Below are 17,033 nucleotides of genomic sequence, written 5' to 3'. Positions count from 1 at the left end.
ATAGCGCGCACCCGGCCGGCGGCCGGCCAGTCGCCGTCACCGCCCCACAGCCGCAATGGAAGCCGCCGCATGTCCACCCAGTCCGCAGCCGAACGTGAACTCGCCGAACTCCTCGTCGAGGCCCTGAACCTCGACGACGTCGATCCCGCCAGCATCGATCCCGAAGCGCCGCTCTTCAACGCCGGCCTCGGCCTCGACTCGATCGACGCACTCGAGCTGGCGCTGGCGGTGGGCAAGCGCTACGGCTTCCAGCTGCGTTCGGACAACGACGAGAACCGCCGCATCTTCGCCTCGCTGCGCGCGCTGTCGGCGCACGTCGAAGCCAACCGCGCCTGACGTCCGGCGCGGAGCCGGCCATGGGCCTGGCCCTCACCGTCGCCATGGCGGTGGCCTACGCGGTGCTGGCGCATCTCGCCAGCGCCACGCACGACGACCGCTACGCCTACGCCGCCCTGCTGTCGCTGGTGGCGATGATGCTCGCCGCCGGCCTGGTGGCGCGCCGCGGCTGGGCCTGGGTGGCGCTGCCGCTGTCGCTCGTCGCCTGCCATCTGCTGTACCGCGCGGGACTGGCGCAGCTGCCGCTGCTGCTGGTGCCGGTGGCCTTCGTGGCCGCCATCGCCTGGGTGTTCGCGCGCAGCCTGTGGGCACCGCGCGGCGCGCTGATCTCGCGCATCGTCGCGGCGATGGAAGGCGGCACGCCGGCCACCCTGGCTCCCGATCTGCTGGCCTACAGTCGCGGCCTCACCGCGGCGTGGGCGCTCGCGCTGGCGGTGCTGGGCCTGGCCAACCTGGCGCTGGCGATGGTGGCCTCGCCCGGCGGCCTGCTGGCGGGCCTGGGCCTGCAGCCGCCGCTGACGATCACCCGCGAGCAGTGGTCGCTGTTCGCCAACATCCTCAACTACGGCATCGTCGGCGGCTTCTTCCTGGTGGAATTCGCCTACCGCAAGCGCCGGTTCCCGGGCCGCTACAGCAGTTTCGCCGGGTTCCTGCGCCAGATGGCGGGCCTCGGCCCGGCGTTCTGGCGCGATTTCCTCCGCTGAACGGGAAGCCGCCGGCGTCCATTGGGTATGCTTTCCGGATGCAGCAACGCGTCGACAACATGGATGTGGCCGAATCGGCCGCGCGACGGCTGGCCTGGGGCGTGCACAACGCCGTCGGCTTCGTGTTCATGCTCCTCTGGACCGCCGGCTGCATCAGCCTGGCGCTCCTGGTGCTGCTGGCGACGCGCCGCCGTGACGTCGCGCTGCGCATGGCCGCGCGCGGATGGGCACCGGTGCTGCTGGCCGGCGCCCCGGCGCGGCTGGTGGTCGAGGGTGCAGAGGCCATCGACTGGTCGCGCCCGTACCTGCTGGTCGCCAACCACCAGTCGGTGATCGACATCTGCGCGTTGTTCCGCGCGGTGCCGGTGCCGCTGCACTTCCTGCTCAAGCAGGAGATGACGAAGGTGCCGTTCGTGGGCTGGTATGCCCGCGCCTGCGGGATGCTGTTCATCGAGCGCGACAATCCGCGCGCGGGGCCGCGCCTGCGCCGGGAGGCCGCGGCGCTGATGCGCGATGGCCACACCCTGTGCCTGTTCCCCGAAGGGACGCGCAGCCGCAGCGGCGCGGTCGCGCCGTTCAAGGGCGGCTCGTTCCAGTCCGCGGTCGACGCCGGGGTGGACGTGCTGCCGGTCGCGATCGACGGAGCCGGCGACGTGCTGCCACCCGAGGGCTTCCGGGTTCGCGCGGGCGTGATCACGGTGCGCTTCGGCGCGCCGCTGGCCACCGCCGGTGCGTCGGGTGCCGCCGGCCGCCAGGCCCTGGCCGACGCCGCCCACGCATCGGTACTGGCGCTGCTGCGCCGGTCCGCCTGAGGCTCGCGCACGGCGCCATGGAGTTCGTGGTCGAGCACTGCCATCCCTGCCTCCCCGGGCATTTTCCCGGTCGCCCGCTGGTGCCCGGCGTGGTCGTCCTCGACCACGTGCTGGCGGCGATCGAACGCGCGCATGGGCCACTCGGGGCCCTGCGCCTGCCGCAGGTGAAGTTCTCCAGCCCGCTGCTGCCGGGCCAGCGCGCGCGCGTCGAGCTTGACGGCGCGGCGCCGCGCTGGCGCTTCCGCGTGATTCGTGACGGCGTGGTCGTCGCTTCCGGCGAGGTCGTGCTCGCATGACCGGCGACTGGAAGCAGCGCCGGGAAGGCGGGCGACCCTTCGCGCTGCGGCTGCTGAGTGCGGTGAGCCTGCGCGGCGGGCGTCGGCTGGCGCGGCTGCTGCTGTATCCGATCACCGGCTATTTCATGGCGCGCCGCGGCGAAGAGCGGCGCGATTCGCGCGCCTACCTGTCGCGCGTGCTGGGCCGCCCCGCGCGGCTGTCCGAGGTCGCGCGCCACATCCATACCTTCGCCGCGACGATCCTCGACCGCGTCTTCCTGCTCGGCGGCGACATGCGCCGCTTCGACATCCGCGTCAGCGGCCTCGACTCGCTGCACGACGCGCTCGACCAGGGCCGCGGCGTGCTGGTCTTCGGCTCGCACCTCGGCAGCTTCGAGGTGCTGCGCGTGCTCGGGCGCCAGCGCCCCGACCAGCAGATCCGCGTGGTCCTCGACAAGGCCCACAGCCCCGCGGTGACCGAGCTGCTGGACGCGCTCAACCCCGAGATCGCGAACTCGGTGATCGACGCCTCGCAGGACGGCCCGGCGATCATGTTCGAGATCCAGAAGGCGGCGTCGGAAGGCGCGCTGGTGGCGTTGCTGGTCGACCGCACGCAGCCCGGCGAGCCGTCGCTCGCGGTGCCGTTCCTCGGCGATGCGGCGCACTTCCCGGTGGCGCCCTGGCTGCTGGCCTCGGTGCTGCAGGTGCCGGTGCAGCTGGCCTTCGGCCTCTACCGCGGGGGCAACCGCTACGATCTCGGGTTCGAACCGTTCAGCGACGGCCTCGCCATCCCGCGCCGCGAGCGCGCCGCCGCGGTACCCGCGCTCATCGCGCGTTATGCCGCGCGCCTCGAACATCACGTGCGCGATGCGCCGTACAACTGGTTCAACTTCTATGACTTCTGGGGCGACCGTGAACACAGCCGAAGCCAGCATGACCCGACGCCGCCCGCTGCCGCGCCCGGGCCGGTGCCCGCGTCGCCAGCCGGCCTGGCTGCTGGCCGCGCTGCTGGCGGCGACGGCGATGCTGCCGTGCGTCGCGCAGCCGGCGGCGGTTGAGGGCGCGGTCGATCCCGCCTGGATCCTGGAGCGGCTGGCGCGGCCGGCGCCGGTGAGCACGCCCTTCGTCGAGCTGCGCGGTTCGGCCATGCTGAAGGCGCCGCTGCGCATCCACGGCGAGTACGCGCGGCCCGACGAACAGACCCTGGTGCGCCGGGTGCGCGCGCCCTACGCCGAGACGACCACCATCCGCCAGGGCGAGGCGACCATCGCCCGCGACGGCCGCAGGCCGCGCAGCTTCGCGCTGTCGCGCGCGCCGGAGCTGGCGGGGCTGCAGGCCAGCTTCGGCGCGCTGCTGGCCGGCGATGCGGATGCGCTTGCGCGCGACTACCGGATCTCCGCCCGCGGCAGCCGCCAGGACTGGATCCTGGTGCTGGCACCGCGCGAGGCCGCGCTTGCCGCCAGCGTCCGCGACATCACCCTGCGCGGCCGCGGCGCGGAACTGCGCTGCATCGAGACCCGGCCGGTCGAGGGCGAACTGCAGCGCACCCTGCTGGCGGGCGCGGCGCGCTCGGCGGTCGCCGCCGGTGACGCGGCCAACGACGAGGTCCTGTGCCGCGAGCCCGGCGCCGCGGCGCGATGAGTCCTGCACGTCGTACCGCCTTCGCGCTGCTCTGGCTGGCGGCGCTGCTGGTCGCGGGCTGGCTGATCGGACAGCGACTCGAACTCAGCGGCGACCTGCGCCGCTTCATGCCCGAACCGCGCACGCCGGCGCAGAAGCTGCTGGTCGACGAGCTGGGCGACGGGCCGGGTTCGCGCCTGTTGTTGATCGCGCTGTCGGGCGCGGCGGCCGACGACCTCGCGGAGCAGTCGCGCGCGATGGTCGCGGCGCTGGGCGCCAATCCGGACTTCGAGTTCGTCGCCAACGGCGCCGACGCCGGGCTCGAGGCCGTGCCGGAATCGCTGCGCCCCTACCGCTACCTGCTGTCGCCGGCGCTCGACGGCCGGCGCCTCGATGCGGACTACCTGGGCGAACAGCTGGACGAACGCCTGCAGGACCTCGGCTCGCCCATGGCCGGGCTGGTCGAACCGCTGCTGCCGTCGGACCCGACGCTGGAGATGCTCACCCTGGCCGAGGCCTGGCAGCCGAAGGCGGCGCCGCAGCGGCTGCATGGCGTGTGGTTCGACCGCAGCGGCGGCGAAGCCCTGCTGCTGGCGCAGACGCGCGCCGGCGGCTTCGATCCCACCGCGCAGCAGCGCGCCTACGACGCGGTGCAGGACGCCTTCGCGGCCGCCGCTGGCGACAGCGGCGCGCGGCTGGGCATGACCGGCCCGGGCGCGTTCTCGGTCGAGATCGGCGGACGCACCGCGCGCGAAGCGCAGTGGATCGGCACCATCGACAGCATCGCCCTGGTGCTGCTGCTCCTGGTCGCCTACCGCAGCTGGCGCGCGCCGCTGCTGGGCGTGCTGCCGCTGGCGACCGCGGGCCTCGCCGGCCTGGGCGCGGTGGCGCTCGCCTTCGAGGCGGTGCACGGCATCACCATCGCCTTCGGCTTCACCCTGATCGGCGTGGTGCAGGACTATCCGATCCACTTCCTCAGCCAGCAGCGCGCCGGGATCAGCCCGCGCGACAACGTGCGCGCGCTGTGGCCGGCGCTCTTGACCGGCGTGGTCGCCACCTGCATCGCCTACCTGACCTTCCTGTTCTCGGGCGTGGACGGGCTGCGCCAGCTCGCGGTGTTCACGATCTCGGCGCTGGCGGCGGCTGCGCTGGCCACGCGCTTCGGGCTGCCGGCGCTGGTGGATCCGGCGCCGCGCGACCTCGCCGCCTCCCCGCGGCTGCAGGCGCTGTGGCGCGGCATCCAGCGCCTGCCACGGCCGCGCTGGTCGCTGCTGCTGGTGGCCCTGGCCTGCGTGGCCGTGCTGGCCACCGCGCGCGGGCCGTTCTGGGAGAACGACCTGTCGAAGCTGACGCCGGTGCCCGCCGAGGGCATGGCGCTCGACACCCGCCTGCGCCAGGAGCTGGGCGCCCCGGACGTGCGCTACATGGCGGTGCTGCGCGGCGCCAACGCCGACGCGGCGCTCGCCGCCACCGAGGCCCTGCATCCGCGCCTGGACGCGCTGGTGGCCGAGGGTGCGCTCGATGGCTGGGACAGCGCCGCGCGCTACCTGCCGCCGGTGGCCACCCAGCAGGCACGGCAGCGATCGCTGCCGGAGCCGGGCGAACTGCGCGCCGCGCTGGCCGACGCCGTGGCCGCCTCCCCGTTCCGCGAGGATGCGTTCGCGCCGTTCCTGGCCGACGTCGAACGCGCGCGCAACGCCGCGCCGCTGCGTCCGGCCGACCTCACGGGTACGCCGCTGGCCGCGACCGTCGAGGGCCTGCTGCTCGACACCGACGGCGGCGCCATCGCCCTGGTCTCGCTCAGCGGCATCAGCGACGCGCAGGCGGTGGCACGCACGGTCGGCGAAGGCGGCGGCGAGCTGATGGACATGAAGGTGGCCTCCGAATCGCTGGTGGCCGAGTACCGCGGGCGCGTGCTGGCGGCACTCGCCGTCGCCGCGTTGCTGCTGGCGGCCACCGTGTGGCTGTCGCTGCGCACGCCCGCCCGCGTCGCGCGGGTGCTGCTGCCGATGGCGCTGACCACGCTGCTGATCCTGGCGGTGCTGCGCGGCTTCGGCGTCGAGCTCAACCTGTTCCACCTGGTCGCGCTGATCCTGGCCGCCGGCCTTGGCCTGGACTACGCGCTGTTCTTCGAGCATGCGGGCGACCGCCGCGACGACCAGCTGCGCACGCTGCACGCGGTGCTGGTGTGCAGCCTGATGACGCTGCTGGTGTTCAGCCTGCTCGCGCTGTCGTCGATCCCGGTGCTGCGCGCGATCGGCAGCACGGTGGCGATCGGCGTGTTCTGCAACTTCGTGCTGGCCCTGCTGGTGTCGCGACATGATGGCGCCGAGCCCGGCGAACCCGCCGAGCCCGCGGGCCCGACCGGTCCCGGCGCCCCGGCAGAAGGCACGCCACGATGATCGGCCGCGAAGACATCCTGGCGCTGGTGCCACACCAGGGTGCGATGTGCCTCTGGGACGAAGTGGTCTCGCACGACCGATCGCGCATCCTGCTGCGCGCCCGCAGCCACCGCGACCCCGCGCACCCGCTGCGCAGCGACGACCAGCTGCGCGCCGTGCATCTCTGCGAATACGGCGCGCAGGCGATGGCGGTCCACGGCGGGCTGCGTGGCCGCGAGTCCGGCGCGCCGGTGCGCCCGGGCATGCTGGTCGCCCTGCGCGGCGTCGGCCTGCACGTCGCACGCATCGACGACCTGCCCGGCGTCCTCGAGGGCGAAGCGGAGCTGCTGATGGAGGGCGAGGCCAGCCAGCAGTACGCGTTCCGCATCTTCCACGCGGGCCAGCTGCTGGCCGAGGGCCGCGCGGCGGTGGTGCTGGGCGAGGCGGCGGCAATGCCGGGATAATCGCCGCATGAACCCGCCTGCCACGTCCATGTCCGCGTCCACTCCCGCGCCAGCGGCCGCGCCCGGGCTCGCGCCCATGCCGACGCCCAAGCCCATCTCCACGCCCGCCCCGACCCGCCGCGCCCTGGTGACTGGCGGCAGCGGCGACCTTGGCGGCGCGATCTGCCGCCAGCTGGCCGCCGATGGCCTGCACGTGATCGTCCACGCGAACGGGAACCGCGCGCGCGCCGCGGCCGTGGTCGCCGACATCGTCGCCGCCGGCGGCAGCGCGGAGGCGGTGGCCTTCGACGTCGCCGATGGCGATGCCGCCCGTGCCGCCATCGACGCGCTGCTCGAGGGCGGCCCGGTCCAGGTCGTGGTCAACAACGCCGGCATCCACGACGACGCGCCGATGGCCGGCATGTCGGCGGAGCAATGGCGTCGCGTCATCGATGTGTCGCTGCACGGCTTCTTCCACGTCACCCAGCCGCTGCTGCTGCCGATGGCGCGCACGCGCTGGGGGCGCATCGTCAGCGTCTCGAGCGTGGCGGCGGTGCTCGGCAACCGCGGCCAGGCCAACTACGCCGCGGCCAAGTCGGCGCTGCACGGCGCCTCGAAGTCGCTGGCGCGCGAGATGGCCAGCCGCGGGATCACCGTCAACGTGGTCGCCCCGGGCGTGGTCGCGGGGCGGATGGCCGAGGACGCGTTTCCGCCCGAGCTGGTCAGGCAGATGGTGCCGGCCGGCCGCGCCGGGTCTCCCGACGAGGTGGCGGCGGTGGTGCGCTTCCTGTGTTCGGACGCGGCCAGCTATGTCACCGGGCAGGTGCTCGGCGTCAACGGAGGCATGGGCTGAGTCCACCTGCACGGCAAGGCGGGATGGCCGGCCTCGCCAAACCCGGCGGTGACGCGGGGTTCATGCCGCCGCGAGGATGATCCGCGCATCAGCCCGAGGTGACGCCATGACTCCCGTACGCATGCTCCGCATCGCCGCCGCCAGCGCCGTGCTGCTGCTGGCCGGCTGCGCGTCGTCGCACATCCTGACCGGCACGCCGCGCGCGCCGATCGATCCCGCCCAGGTGCGCGTCTACTACGGTTCGCCCGGCGTGCCCTACGAGGAAATCGCGCTGCTCGAGACCTCCAGCGGCGCGCTGACCTACGGCGAGCAGAACAAGACCGACTCGGTGATGCGCAAGCTGCGCGAGGAAGCCGCATCGCTGGGTGCGAACGGCATCCTGTTCCAGGGCACGGCCGACGGCTACGGCGGCGGCGGGGTCAGCGTCGGCGCCGGGACCGGCCGCTTTGGCGGTCGCTCCTATACCAGCGGCGGCGTCGGCGTGAACATCAGCCCGCGCCAGAAACATGGCCGCGGCGTGGCGATCTGGCTGGCCAGCCCGCCGGCGGAGCATGCGCAGCCGCAGCCGCAGCCGGTGGAGTCGCCGGCGAACTGAGCGGCAAACAGGCGTCCGGCGCGGACGCCGACCGGCCTCAGCTGCGATCGGGCGCGGGCGCCTCGGCGGCTACCGCGCCCGACGCCTGGGAGGGCACCGCGTCCGTCGCCGGTCCGGGGATGACCCCGGGGGCGCGCCGGCCCAGGCACAGCGTCAGCAGCGGCCCGGTCATCACGGTGGTCAGGATCGCCATCACCAGCAGCATGGTGAACAGGTCCGGCCCGATGATGCCGGCGTCCAGGCCGACCTTCATCACGATCAGCTCCATCAGCGCGCGCGCGTTCATCAGCGAGCCCACGGCGAAGCTTTCGCGCCAGCCGTGGCCCGAGAGCCGTGCGCCGATCGCACCGCCCAGGACCTTGCCGACCACGGCAACGACCAGGATCAGCGCCATTGCGCCCAGCGCCGCGCCGGCGAAGGCGTCGCGCGTCGTGCTCAGGCCAGCCAGCGCGAAGAAGATCGGCATCAGCACCACGATGGCCAGGAACTCCACGCGCTCGATCAGCGACTTCAGCAGGCGGTCGTCGCGCGGCAGGCAGGCGCCGAACAGGAAGGCGCCGAACACCGCGTGCACGCCCAGCCACTCGGTGACCGCGGAACAGGCGAAGGCGCCGATCAGCAGCGCCGCCAGCACCATCAGCGACGGCACCCCGTCGGCGGCGAAGCGGCACAGCAGCCAGCCATAGAGCGGGCGCAGCACGACGAACACCACGACCGCCAGCAGCGCCAGCCCCGCGGTCGCGCGCACGAAGCCACCGTAGCCGGTGCCGGCGCCGACCAGCGCCACCACCAGGGCCAGCATGATCCAGGCCAGCACGTCGGCGATCGCCGCGCCGCTCAGCGCCAGCCGCCCCAGCGGCGTATGCGTCATGGCGCGTTCCTTGAGGATGCGCGCCAGGATCGGGAAGGCGGTGATCGACATCGCCGCCGCCATGAACAGTCCGAACGGCGCCAGCGCCACGCCTTCGGGCGCGTACGGGTGCAGCAGCGGCGACACCGCGAAGCCCAGGCCCATCGGCACCAGCACGCTGGCCACGCCCACCAGGCCGGCCGATTTCAGCTGCGCACGCACGCCGTTGGGTGCGCGCAGCTCGACGCCGACGATGAACATGAAGAGCACCAGCCCGAGTTCGGCCAGCGAAGCCAGCCCGGGCAGCGAAGCCGGCGCGAACACCGCGGCGTGGAACCCGGGGAACCAGGCCCCGAACACGATCGGGCCGAGGATGATGCCCGCGGCCATCTCGCCGATCACCGGCGGCTGGCCGACGTAGCGCAGCAGCAGCCCGCAGGCCCGGGCAGTGGCGAGGATGATGACGAGCTGCAGCAGCAGGGGGCTGTGTTGCATCGGGATTCCAGGCAGGTCAGGCGGCGGCGTACCAGACGGCGTCGAGCGAAGGCGGCGGCGCGTCGCCGGCCAGCAGCGCGTCGAGGCCGTGGTCGCCGATCTCGGGATGCACGTCGCGTGCGCGGCCGAGGATCTCCGCGGCCAGCGCGTCCATCCGCGCCACGTTGGCGGCGATCCGCGCGTCGAACGCGGCGTCGTCGGCCTCGTCGCGCAGCTGGCGGTTGAGCTCGTGGAACCAGTCGATGCCGTACTGGTCGAGCACGCGGCCCGACGCCGGGGCGGTGGCCTGCGCGTCGTTGCGCACGCCCCACTCGCGCAGCAGGGACTGCATGCCGGCGTTGAGCGCGCTGCCGCGCTCGAGCAGCCCGCGCAGCCGTCCGTACATGGCGATGTCGGCGATGCGCCCGGCGAAGTACACCGGCGCCAGCAGCGCCCAGTAGAAGGTGTAGTCCCAGATCACCTTGACCGGCATGACCTGTTCGTCGCCGAACAGCGCGTACTGGTCCTGGTACAGCGTCATGGTGTTGGCGTAGAACGAGACGTAGAGCTGCTCGTACAGCGCGGCATGCGGCGCGAACTGGGTGCCGGCGCGGTCGCGCAGCACCAGGTCGGTGATGTAGGTGTTGGAGATCGCGATGAAGTCGCTGCCCGGCGAGTAGAACGGGTCGAGGAACAGCCCCGCCTCGCCGGTCAGCGCCCAGCGGTCGCCGAACACCTGGCGGCAGCCGTGGGAGAAGTGGCGCAGGAAGCGGAAGTCCATGACCGCGTGGCCCTCGAGCGACGCGGCCACGCGCGGCTGGTGCCGGCGCAGCCAGTCCATGGCCTTGTCATGGCTGTCCATGGTGTCGAGCGGGTGCAGGACCGCGTCGCAGACGATGCCCAGCGAGTGCGCGCCGGACGCCAGCGGGATCAGCCAGAACCAGTAGCCTTTGCCGCACATGTGGTTGGTCGAGCGCCAGCGGTCGGGCGGCGTGCAGCGGCCGACCCAGGCGGCATCGTCGGACCAGTCGTTGGGATCGACCAGGCCCTCCACGCGCCACCAGACCGCATTGGCGTCGTGCTCGTTGGCCTCGGCCAGTCCGAGCTTGCGCTTGAGCACGCCGGCGCGCCCGCTGGCATCGACCACCCAGCGGGCGTCCAGCGTGCCCTGCGCGTCGCCCCGCGACCAGGTGACGCAGTGGTCGCGATCGCCGTCGGCGAGCTCGACGCCGCGCACCATCGCGCCATCGCGGAAATCGATGCCCTGGGCGCGCGCGCGTTCGCCGAGCATGGTTTCGAAGCGGCCGCGGTCGATCTGCCACGACGGCGTCGGCAGCAGCCGGCTGACGCCGATCTCGGTGCAGCGGTCGATGTCGTCGCGGCCATCGGAGAAGAAGAAGCGGAAGCCGAACTTGCGGATCTGTTCCTGGTCGAGGTGCTCGCGCAGGCCCAGCACGTGGGAGAAGTAGTGCGCGCCGATCTCGACCGTGGATTCGCCGACCTTGAACGCGGCTTCGGGCGCCGGATGGCTGCGCCGCTCGAAGATCGTGATGGCCAGGGCCGGATCCGCCTGGCGGAGCTGCAGGGCGAGGGTCAGCCCCGCCAGTCCGCCACCGAGGATCGCCACGTCGACGCGCTGCGCGTTGTCCATCAACCGTGGCCTCCCTTGGCCTGTTCGAGATGCGTCCCGGTGTCCACGGCGAGCGGGCCGTCGCGGTCGTCGTCGATGACCGGCGGGTTGCCGCGGGTGCGCGCGTATTGCGCGATGAAGTCGCCATGGCCCAGGACCTGGCCGACCACGTGCGAGGTGATCGCCCACAGGTCGCGGAACAGGCGGAAGTGGCTCTTGCGGAACTCGAGGCCGGGCGCGTGGCCCGCATAGCGGGTTTCAATCGGCACCGCGACCACGCGCGCACCGGCGTCGCGGGCGGCGGAGATCAGCATCTGCGCCTCGAACGCGAAGCCCTCGCCGGGGATGTCGCGCAGGGTGAACACCTCGCGCGGGTACAGGCGCTGCCCGCTCTGGCTGTCGACGACGCGGAAGCCGCAGCCCCAGCTGATGCCCCAGTCGCCGAAGTCGTTGCCCAGGCGGCGGTGCGGCGGCTGCGCGGCGCGCTTGCGCAGCCGCGCGCCGATGACCACGCAGCCGGGATGCCGGTTGGCCGCCGCGATCAGCCGCGGGATGTCGGCGGCGTCGTGCTGGCCGTCGCCGTCCATGGTGGCGACGGCGCGCGCGCCCAGGCGTTCGGCCTCGGCGAAGCCGCTGCGCAGCGCCGCGCCCTTGCCCATCCGCCGGGCGTGCCGGACCACGCGCACGGGCAGGTCGGCGATCCGCGCGACGGTATCGTCGTCGGAGCCGTCATCGACCACGATCACGTTCGGCACCTGGGCCAGCGCGCCTTCGACCACGCCGCGGATGCGCAGCGACTCGTTCAGCGCCGGGATCACCAGGGCGACGTCCTCGGGGCGCAGCGGCGCGTGCTCAGCCATGCGCGAGTTCCACCCGCAGCGTGCGGCCATGGCCGGCATGCAGCAGCGCGAGGTCGCCGCGACCGGCCAGGGCGTCGAACAGCGGCAGCATCGGCGCCATCGCGTTGCCGGCGCCGTGGCGCGCGAGCGGACCGTGCCGGGTGGGGGCATCGGCGTCGACCAGGGTGGCGCGCAGCAGGACGCCGTCGCCGGCCTCTCGCAGGCCCGATTCCGGGCAGGCGGCCAGCACCAGCGCACCGCCCAGCAGCCCGTGGCTCTCGGAGATCGCGCCCAGCGGACCGGTGCCCTCGGTGTCGTAGGCGGCCAGCAGCACGGCCTCGTCGCCGCAGGCCAGCTGCGCGAGCGCCTCGATCAGGCCCTGGGCGAAGCTGGCCCGGTGCGCGCTGAGCGCGGTCGCCGGGCGCAGGCAGCCGGCGCCGATTGTCCAGTAGCCGGCCGCGGCGTTGTGCACGGAGTTGTGGAACTTGGTCGGCGAGATCGCGCGCGGGTCGTCGGCAAGCGTCGCGCACATGTAGTCGGTGATCGCCAGGTCGCCATGGGTCGAGGCGAACACCGAGGGCAGCGCCGCGGGATCGCGGCCCGCGGCCTCGCATGCGGCCAGCGCAACCTCGAGCGCCACCGACACGGACGGCGGCGCGCGCCGGCGCTCGTTGGGCGCGAGCAGCTTCGGCGAAGGCCTGGCGGTGTCGCCGGGCGGGGTGGCCTCGCGCACGTGGGCGCGTGCGGCGTCCCACGACGGCAGGCCCGGGGCCCAGAAACCGATGCCTTCGATGCGGGCGGCGAGGGTGTTCATGCGCGGCCGAAGACCAGGGAGGCGTTGTTGCCGCCGAAGCCGAAGGAGTTGTTCATCGCATAGCGGATGTCGGCATCGGCATTGTCGAAACGGATCTGCGGCCCGCAGGCCGGGTCGGGGGTTTCGCTGTGCAGGATGCCCGGCAGCAGGCCATGCTCGAGCGCGATCAGTGCGAACACCGATTCCACGATGCCCGCCGCGCCCAGCGTGTGCCCGGTCCAGCCCTTGGTCGAGCTGGCGTGCAGCGTCGCCGGGAACAGGGCCGCGACCGCCGCGCCCTCGACCGCGTCGTTGGCCGGGGTCGACGTGCCGTGGAGGTTGAGGTAGCCGACGTCGGCCGGCGCGATGCCGGCGCGCGCAAGCGCGTCACGCATCGCCAGCGTGGCACCCAGGCCTTCGGGATGCGGCGCGGACATGTGGTGCGCATCGCTGGATTCGCCGTAGCCGCACAGCTGCAGGCCACCGTCGCCGTCCGTCGCGCGCTCGAGCAGGGCGAAGCCGCCGGCCTCGCCCAGCGACAGACCGTCGCGGTCGCGGTCGAAGGGGCGGCACGGCTGCGCGGAGACCAGGCCCAGCGAATTGAAGCCGAACAGCACGCTGCCGCACAGGGTGTCGACGCCGCCGACCAGGGCCGCGTCGACCAGGCCGGCCTGGACCAGGCGGGCCGCCTGCGCGAACACCTTGGCGCTCGACGAGCAGGCCGTGGCCACGGTCACGCAGGGCCCGCGCAGGCCGGTGGCGGCCTGGACGAAATCGCCCAGCGAGTGCGGCGTGTGCACGATCGGGCGCGCGAGATCGGCGGGAAAGCGCGGGTCGCCGTCGGCGCCCGGCTCCAGCCGCGAATACGCCTCTTCGCTGGCGCCGATGCTGGACGTCGAGGTCCCGATCACCACCGCCACGCGTTCGGCGCCGTGGCGCTCGCGCACGCGGGCCACGGCGTCCATCAGCCCGTCCTGCTGCAGCGCCATCCAGGCCAGCCGGTTGTTGCGGCAGTCCCAGTCGGCGAGTTCGGAGGGCAGCGCTTCGTCCTCGAGGCCGTCCACGCGGCCGATCCACGCCGGCAGCGGATCGGGGCCGAAGTCGTTGGGCCGCAGGCCGCCGCGGCGGTGGCGCAGCGCCTCGACCTGGGCCGCCAGTCCGCGGCCGAGCGCGGTGGTGGCGGTGTGGGCGGTGATCGCCAGGGCCGGCATGGGCGGCAACGACTGCGGTGACGGCAAGGCGACGGTCCGGCGGTGGAAAGGGGGCGAGTATAGCGATGGCCCCGGGAGGCCCGGATGATGCCCGGATCAGTCGTCCAGGCACTCCGACAGGAAGCGCTCGGCCAGCCGGTAGCGGTGCAGCGCGTCGGCGCCGCGCAGGCCGTGCTTGGCGCCCGGATAGGTCATCAGCCCGAAGCGCGTGCCGTTGGCCTGCAGCCGCGACATCAGCGCGGTGGCGTTGCTGAACAGCACGTTGTCGTCGGCCATGCCGTGGACCAGCAGCAGGGCGTCGTCGCGGATGCCGTCGAGGTGGCTGAAGACGCTCGCGCCGCGATAGCCGTCGACGTTGGCCGCCGGCAGACCCATGTAGCGCTCGGTGTAGTGGGTGTCGTAGAGCGCCCAGTCGGCGACCGGCGCGCCCGCGATCCCGCAGCGGAAGTCGTCCGGTGCCTGGCCCAGCAGCATCAGGGTCATGTAGCCGCCGTTCGACCAGCCGTGCACGCCGATGCGGTCGCCGTCGACCCAGGGCTGGGCGCGCAGCCACGCGACGCCCTTGCGCTGGTCGGCGACCTCCACGGTGCCCTGCTTCCCGTACAGCGCGCCGCCGAACGCGCGCCCGCGCCGCGGCGTGCCGCGGTTGTCGAGCGAGAAGACCACGTAGCCCTGCTGGGCAAGGTACTGGTTGAAGAAGGCATCGGCGCGGCCGGGCCAGCTGTCGAGCACCGTCTGCGCGGCGGGTCCGCCGTAGACGTAGGTCACCACCGGATGGCGCCGTGCGGGATCGAAGCCGGCCGGGCGGATCAGGCTGTAGTGCAGCGGGGTGGTGCCGTCGGCGGCGGTGAGCGTGCCGAACTCCGTTGGCAGGTGCGCGCCCAGGTACTTCGCATACGGATGTTCCGGGTCGGCCGGATCGTTCCCGACCAGCGCGGCGATCCGCGTGCCGTCGGCGCGGTAGAGCTCCAGCTGCGGCGGCGTGCGCGTGTTCGACCAGCTGTCGACATAGACGCTGGCGTTGCCGGCGAAGGTGATGGCGTGCGTGCCGGGGGTGACCGTGAGCGGCCGGATCTCGCCGCCGGCCAGCGGTACCGCGTACAGCGCGCGCTGGGTCGGCGAATCTCGCCCCGCGGTGAAGTACGCCAGGCCGCGCGCCTCGTCCACCGCTTCCAGCGCGTCCACCGGCCAGTCGCCGCGGGTCAGCTGGCTGAGCGAAGCGCCATCGGCGCTGGCGAGGTAGAGGTGCTCGAAGCCGTCGCGCTCGCTCGACCACAGGAAGCGGCCGTCGGCCAGGAAGCGCAGGTTGTCGTGCAGCGGCACCCAGGTGTCCGAGGTCTCGGTCAGCAGGGTGCGCTGGCGGCCGCTGGCCAGCTCGACCTCGACCAGGTCCAGCCGCTGCTGCAGGCGCGACTGGCGCTGGAAGGTGAGGCGCTGCGGGTCGCGCCAGTCGACGCGGGCGAGGTAGATGTCGGTCTCGGCGCCCAGGTCGACGCGGACCGGCGCGGCAGCGGGCGTGGCCGGGCGCGCGACGTACAGTTCGATGCCCACGTTGGCGTCGCCGGCGGCGGGATAGCGCTGTTCGACCACCTCGGTGCGGTCGGGATAGACCTCGTAGCGCTTCTGCACCGGCACCGGCGACTCGTCGATGCGCGCATAGGCGATGGCCGAGTCGTCCGGCGCCCACCAGTAGCCGGTGTGGCGCGCCATTTCCTCGTCCGCGACGAACTCGGCCACGCCGTTGGCGATCGCGCCGCCGCCGTCGCGGGTCAGCTGGATCTCGTCGCCGCCGGCCAGGTCGACCACCCACAGGTTGCGGCCGCGCACGAAGCTCACGTAGCCGCCCTTGGGCGACACCTTGGGATCGGTGGCGAACCCGCCGCCGCGGGTCAGCCTGCGCACCGCGTCCTGGCCGGTCCGGGCGAGGTCGTACAGGTAGAGTTCGCCGCCGAGCGGGAACAGCAGCCGGCGCGAATCCGGCGCCCAGTGGTAGTCGACGATGCCCGAGAGTGCGGCGATGCGCTGGCGTTCGCGACGCGCCTTCTCCTCGTCGCTCAGCACCTCCTCGCCGGGCAGGACCACGGCCGAGTCGACCAGCAGCGCGGTCTCGCCACTGGCCACGTCGTAGGCCCACAGGTCCAGGCGGTTGCGGTCGGCGTCCTTGCCGCGCAGGAAGGTCACGCGCGAGCCGTCCGGCGCCACCTTGGGCTTCAGCAGCGTCGGACCGGAGAGCGCGGCGTCGCCGGTGATCGCCTCCAGCGTCAGGGCTTCGCTGCGGAGGCCCTCGGGCGGGGCGGCATGGGCGTTGGAAAGCGTCAGGGTCATCACGGCGGTGGCCAGCAGCAGGCGCATGGGGCGCGGTCCGGAGGGAATCGAGGACCGCATGATGCCGGAGCCAGTCCGGGCCCGCAGGGCGCCGGCCCGGCGGGTCCGCGCGGCAGGCGCGCCGATCGCGCCCGTCCGGCGGCGCCCCCGCGGCGGTCAGTCGCGTTTTGCCCCCTGGCCGAACAGCACCGCCTTCTCCGCGTCCGACATCGGCGCGCCGGCCGCCGGATTGACCTGTTTCGACAGCGCGTAGGCGCGCTGCGTCGCCGGGCGCGCGGCGATCGCCGCCTGCCAGCGCCGCACCTCGGGGAACGGCGCCAGGTCCAGCGGGGCGCGGTCGTAGACGTTGATCCAGGGATAGGCCGCCATGTCGGCGATCGAGTAGTCGCCGGCGATGAACGCGCGTCCCGCCAGGCGGCGCTCGAGCACGCCGAGCAGGCGCAGCGCCTCCTTCGTGTAGCGGTCGATGGCGTAGGGAACCGGCTCGGGCGCATACACGCTGAAGTGTCCGTACTGTCCGGTCATCGGTCCCAGTCCCGCCATCTGCCAGAACAGCCACTCCAGCACCTCGATCCGCGCGCGCGGATCCGCCGGCAGGAAGCGCCCGGTCTTTTCGGCCAGGTAGAGCAGGATCGCCCCGGACTCGAACACGGCCTGCGGCGCGCCGCCGTCGGACGGGGCATGGTCGACGATGGCCGGCATCTTGTTGTTCGGCGAGATCGCCAGGAACGCCGGCGCGAACTGGTCGCCCTGGCCGATGTCGACCGGGTGGATGCGGTAGTCGAGCCCGGCCTCCTCGAGCAGCAGCGTCACCTTGTGGCCGTTCGGGGTGGGCCAGTAGTGGAGGTCGATCATGGCGGGGCTCCTCGGGTGGGGAACCCGAGTCTAGGCG

General features: G+C 73.3%; 17 protein-coding genes. 10 read left to right on the top strand and 7 right to left on the bottom strand.

Features of this window, described 5'->3' with window-relative positions; all coding sequences use genetic code 11:
• Positions 1–69 precede the first annotated feature (69 nt).
• From JGR68_RS13275 to JGR68_RS13230, 10 genes are all read left to right on the top strand, one after another.
• Positions 70–336, top strand: a complete 267-nt coding sequence (locus JGR68_RS13275; RefSeq protein WP_199362490.1) for a phosphopantetheine-binding protein — start codon at positions 70–72, stop codon at positions 334–336.
• Between the two features lie 20 nt (positions 337–356).
• Positions 357–1,040 carry a ketosynthase gene (locus JGR68_RS13270; protein WP_199362489.1) on the top strand — a complete coding sequence of 228 codons (684 nt, stop codon included), beginning with the start codon at positions 357–359 and terminating at the stop codon, positions 1,038–1,040.
• A gap of 59 nt (positions 1,041–1,099) precedes the next feature.
• Positions 1,100–1,852: a lysophospholipid acyltransferase family protein gene (locus JGR68_RS13265; RefSeq protein WP_199362668.1), complete on the top strand. Its 753-nt coding sequence runs from the start codon at positions 1,100–1,102 to the stop codon at positions 1,850–1,852.
• A gap of 17 nt (positions 1,853–1,869) precedes the next feature.
• Positions 1,870–2,148, top strand: coding sequence for a hypothetical protein (locus JGR68_RS13260; RefSeq protein WP_199362488.1), 279 nt, complete (start codon positions 1,870–1,872; stop codon positions 2,146–2,148).
• A complete protein-coding gene (locus JGR68_RS13255) occupies positions 2,145–3,185 on the top strand; it encodes an acyltransferase (RefSeq protein ID WP_199362487.1) in 1,041 nt (346 codons plus the stop codon). The genes JGR68_RS13260 and JGR68_RS13255 overlap by 4 nt, the downstream gene beginning before the upstream one ends.
• Entirely contained in the window at positions 3,151–3,768 is a 618-nt protein-coding gene (locus tag JGR68_RS13250) for a LolA-related protein (RefSeq protein ID WP_305067856.1), read from the top strand. The genes JGR68_RS13255 and JGR68_RS13250 overlap by 35 nt, the downstream gene beginning before the upstream one ends.
• The gene (locus JGR68_RS13245) at positions 3,765–6,149 is read left to right on the top strand and encodes an MMPL family transporter (protein WP_199362486.1); all 2,385 of its coding nucleotides are present in this window, start codon (positions 3,765–3,767) and stop codon (positions 6,147–6,149) included. Before JGR68_RS13250 ends, JGR68_RS13245 begins: the two co-directional genes overlap by 4 nt.
• Positions 6,146–6,592 carry a phosphotransferase gene (locus JGR68_RS13240; RefSeq protein WP_199362485.1) on the top strand — a complete coding sequence of 149 codons (447 nt, stop codon included), beginning with the start codon at positions 6,146–6,148 and terminating at the stop codon, positions 6,590–6,592. The genes JGR68_RS13245 and JGR68_RS13240 overlap by 4 nt, the downstream gene beginning before the upstream one ends.
• A gap of 76 nt (positions 6,593–6,668) precedes the next feature.
• Positions 6,669–7,424: a 3-oxoacyl-ACP reductase FabG gene (gene fabG, locus JGR68_RS13235; RefSeq protein ID WP_199362666.1), complete on the top strand. Its 756-nt coding sequence runs from the start codon at positions 6,669–6,671 to the stop codon at positions 7,422–7,424.
• 106 nt (positions 7,425–7,530) lie between these two features.
• Positions 7,531–8,019 (top strand): hypothetical protein, encoded by a 489-nt coding sequence (locus JGR68_RS13230; protein WP_234446526.1) that lies wholly within the window; start codon positions 7,531–7,533, stop codon positions 8,017–8,019.
• Between the two features lie 37 nt (positions 8,020–8,056).
• Here JGR68_RS13230 and JGR68_RS13225 read toward each other — a convergent pair whose 3' ends face one another.
• From JGR68_RS13225 to JGR68_RS13195, 7 genes are all read right to left on the bottom strand, one after another.
• Positions 8,057–9,364 (bottom strand): cation:proton antiporter, encoded by a 1,308-nt coding sequence (locus JGR68_RS13225; protein WP_199362483.1) that lies wholly within the window; start codon positions 9,362–9,364, stop codon positions 8,057–8,059.
• A 16-nt stretch (positions 9,365–9,380) separates the two neighbouring features.
• Entirely contained in the window at positions 9,381–10,994 is a 1,614-nt protein-coding gene (locus JGR68_RS13220; protein ID WP_199362482.1) for a tryptophan 7-halogenase, read from the bottom strand.
• Positions 10,994–11,833 (bottom strand): glycosyltransferase family 2 protein, encoded by an 840-nt coding sequence (locus JGR68_RS13215; protein ID WP_199362481.1) that lies wholly within the window; start codon positions 11,831–11,833, stop codon positions 10,994–10,996. The genes JGR68_RS13220 and JGR68_RS13215 overlap by 1 nt, the downstream gene beginning before the upstream one ends.
• Positions 11,826–12,626: a beta-ketoacyl synthase chain length factor gene (locus JGR68_RS13210; RefSeq protein ID WP_199362480.1), complete on the bottom strand. Its 801-nt coding sequence runs from the start codon at positions 12,624–12,626 to the stop codon at positions 11,826–11,828. Before JGR68_RS13210 ends, JGR68_RS13215 begins: the two co-directional genes overlap by 8 nt.
• On the bottom strand, positions 12,623–13,816 hold the full coding sequence (locus JGR68_RS13205) for a beta-ketoacyl-[acyl-carrier-protein] synthase family protein (RefSeq protein WP_199362665.1): 1,194 nt from the start codon (positions 13,814–13,816) through the stop codon (positions 12,623–12,625). The genes JGR68_RS13210 and JGR68_RS13205 overlap by 4 nt, the downstream gene beginning before the upstream one ends.
• A gap of 96 nt (positions 13,817–13,912) precedes the next feature.
• Positions 13,913–16,168 (bottom strand): S9 family peptidase, encoded by a 2,256-nt coding sequence (locus JGR68_RS13200; RefSeq protein ID WP_199362479.1) that lies wholly within the window; start codon positions 16,166–16,168, stop codon positions 13,913–13,915.
• Positions 16,169–16,297: 129 nt separating this feature from the next.
• Positions 16,298–16,996, bottom strand: a complete 699-nt coding sequence (locus JGR68_RS13195; RefSeq protein ID WP_199362478.1) for a glutathione S-transferase N-terminal domain-containing protein — start codon at positions 16,994–16,996, stop codon at positions 16,298–16,300.
• Positions 16,997–17,033 lie beyond the last annotated feature (37 nt).

This window comes from Luteimonas sp. MC1750, from assembly GCF_016615955.1.
Lineage (GTDB): Bacteria > Pseudomonadota > Gammaproteobacteria > Xanthomonadales > Xanthomonadaceae > Luteimonas.
Note: the sequence above shows the minus strand (reverse complement) of the source record. Positions and strands in the feature narration are given on the sequence as shown.

Bases quoted from the DNA above. Each gene is read 5' to 3' on its own strand.
- JGR68_RS13240 (WP_199362485.1), top strand. From the start codon at position 6,146: ATGATCGGCCGCGAAGACATCCTGGCGCTGGTGCCACACCAGGGTGCG.
- JGR68_RS13250 (WP_305067856.1), top strand. From the start codon at position 3,151: ATGCTGCCGTGCGTCGCGCAGCCGGCGGCGGTTGAGGGCGCGGTCGAT.
- JGR68_RS13220 (WP_199362482.1), bottom strand. From the start codon at position 10,994: ATGGACAACGCGCAGCGCGTCGACGTGGCGATCCTCGGTGGCGGACTG.
- JGR68_RS13205 (WP_199362665.1), bottom strand. From the start codon at position 13,816: ATGCCGGCCCTGGCGATCACCGCCCACACCGCCACCACCGCGCTCGGC.
- JGR68_RS13200 (WP_199362479.1), bottom strand. From the start codon at position 16,168: ATGCGCCTGCTGCTGGCCACCGCCGTGATGACCCTGACGCTTTCCAAC.
- JGR68_RS13275 (WP_199362490.1), top strand. From the start codon at position 70: ATGTCCACCCAGTCCGCAGCCGAACGTGAACTCGCCGAACTCCTCGTC.
- JGR68_RS13270 (WP_199362489.1), top strand. From the start codon at position 357: ATGGGCCTGGCCCTCACCGTCGCCATGGCGGTGGCCTACGCGGTGCTG.
- JGR68_RS13265 (WP_199362668.1), top strand. From the start codon at position 1,100: ATGGATGTGGCCGAATCGGCCGCGCGACGGCTGGCCTGGGGCGTGCAC.
- JGR68_RS13195 (WP_199362478.1), bottom strand. From the start codon at position 16,996: ATGATCGACCTCCACTACTGGCCCACCCCGAACGGCCACAAGGTGACG.
- JGR68_RS13260 (WP_199362488.1), top strand. From the start codon at position 1,870: ATGGAGTTCGTGGTCGAGCACTGCCATCCCTGCCTCCCCGGGCATTTT.
- JGR68_RS13245 (WP_199362486.1), top strand. From the start codon at position 3,765: ATGAGTCCTGCACGTCGTACCGCCTTCGCGCTGCTCTGGCTGGCGGCG.
- fabG (WP_199362666.1), top strand. From the start codon at position 6,669: ATGCCGACGCCCAAGCCCATCTCCACGCCCGCCCCGACCCGCCGCGCC.
- JGR68_RS13215 (WP_199362481.1), bottom strand. From the start codon at position 11,833: ATGGCTGAGCACGCGCCGCTGCGCCCCGAGGACGTCGCCCTGGTGATC.
- JGR68_RS13225 (WP_199362483.1), bottom strand. From the start codon at position 9,364: ATGCAACACAGCCCCCTGCTGCTGCAGCTCGTCATCATCCTCGCCACT.
- JGR68_RS13255 (WP_199362487.1), top strand. From the start codon at position 2,145: ATGACCGGCGACTGGAAGCAGCGCCGGGAAGGCGGGCGACCCTTCGCG.
- JGR68_RS13230 (WP_234446526.1), top strand. From the start codon at position 7,531: ATGACTCCCGTACGCATGCTCCGCATCGCCGCCGCCAGCGCCGTGCTG.
- JGR68_RS13210 (WP_199362480.1), bottom strand. From the start codon at position 12,626: ATGAACACCCTCGCCGCCCGCATCGAAGGCATCGGTTTCTGGGCCCCG.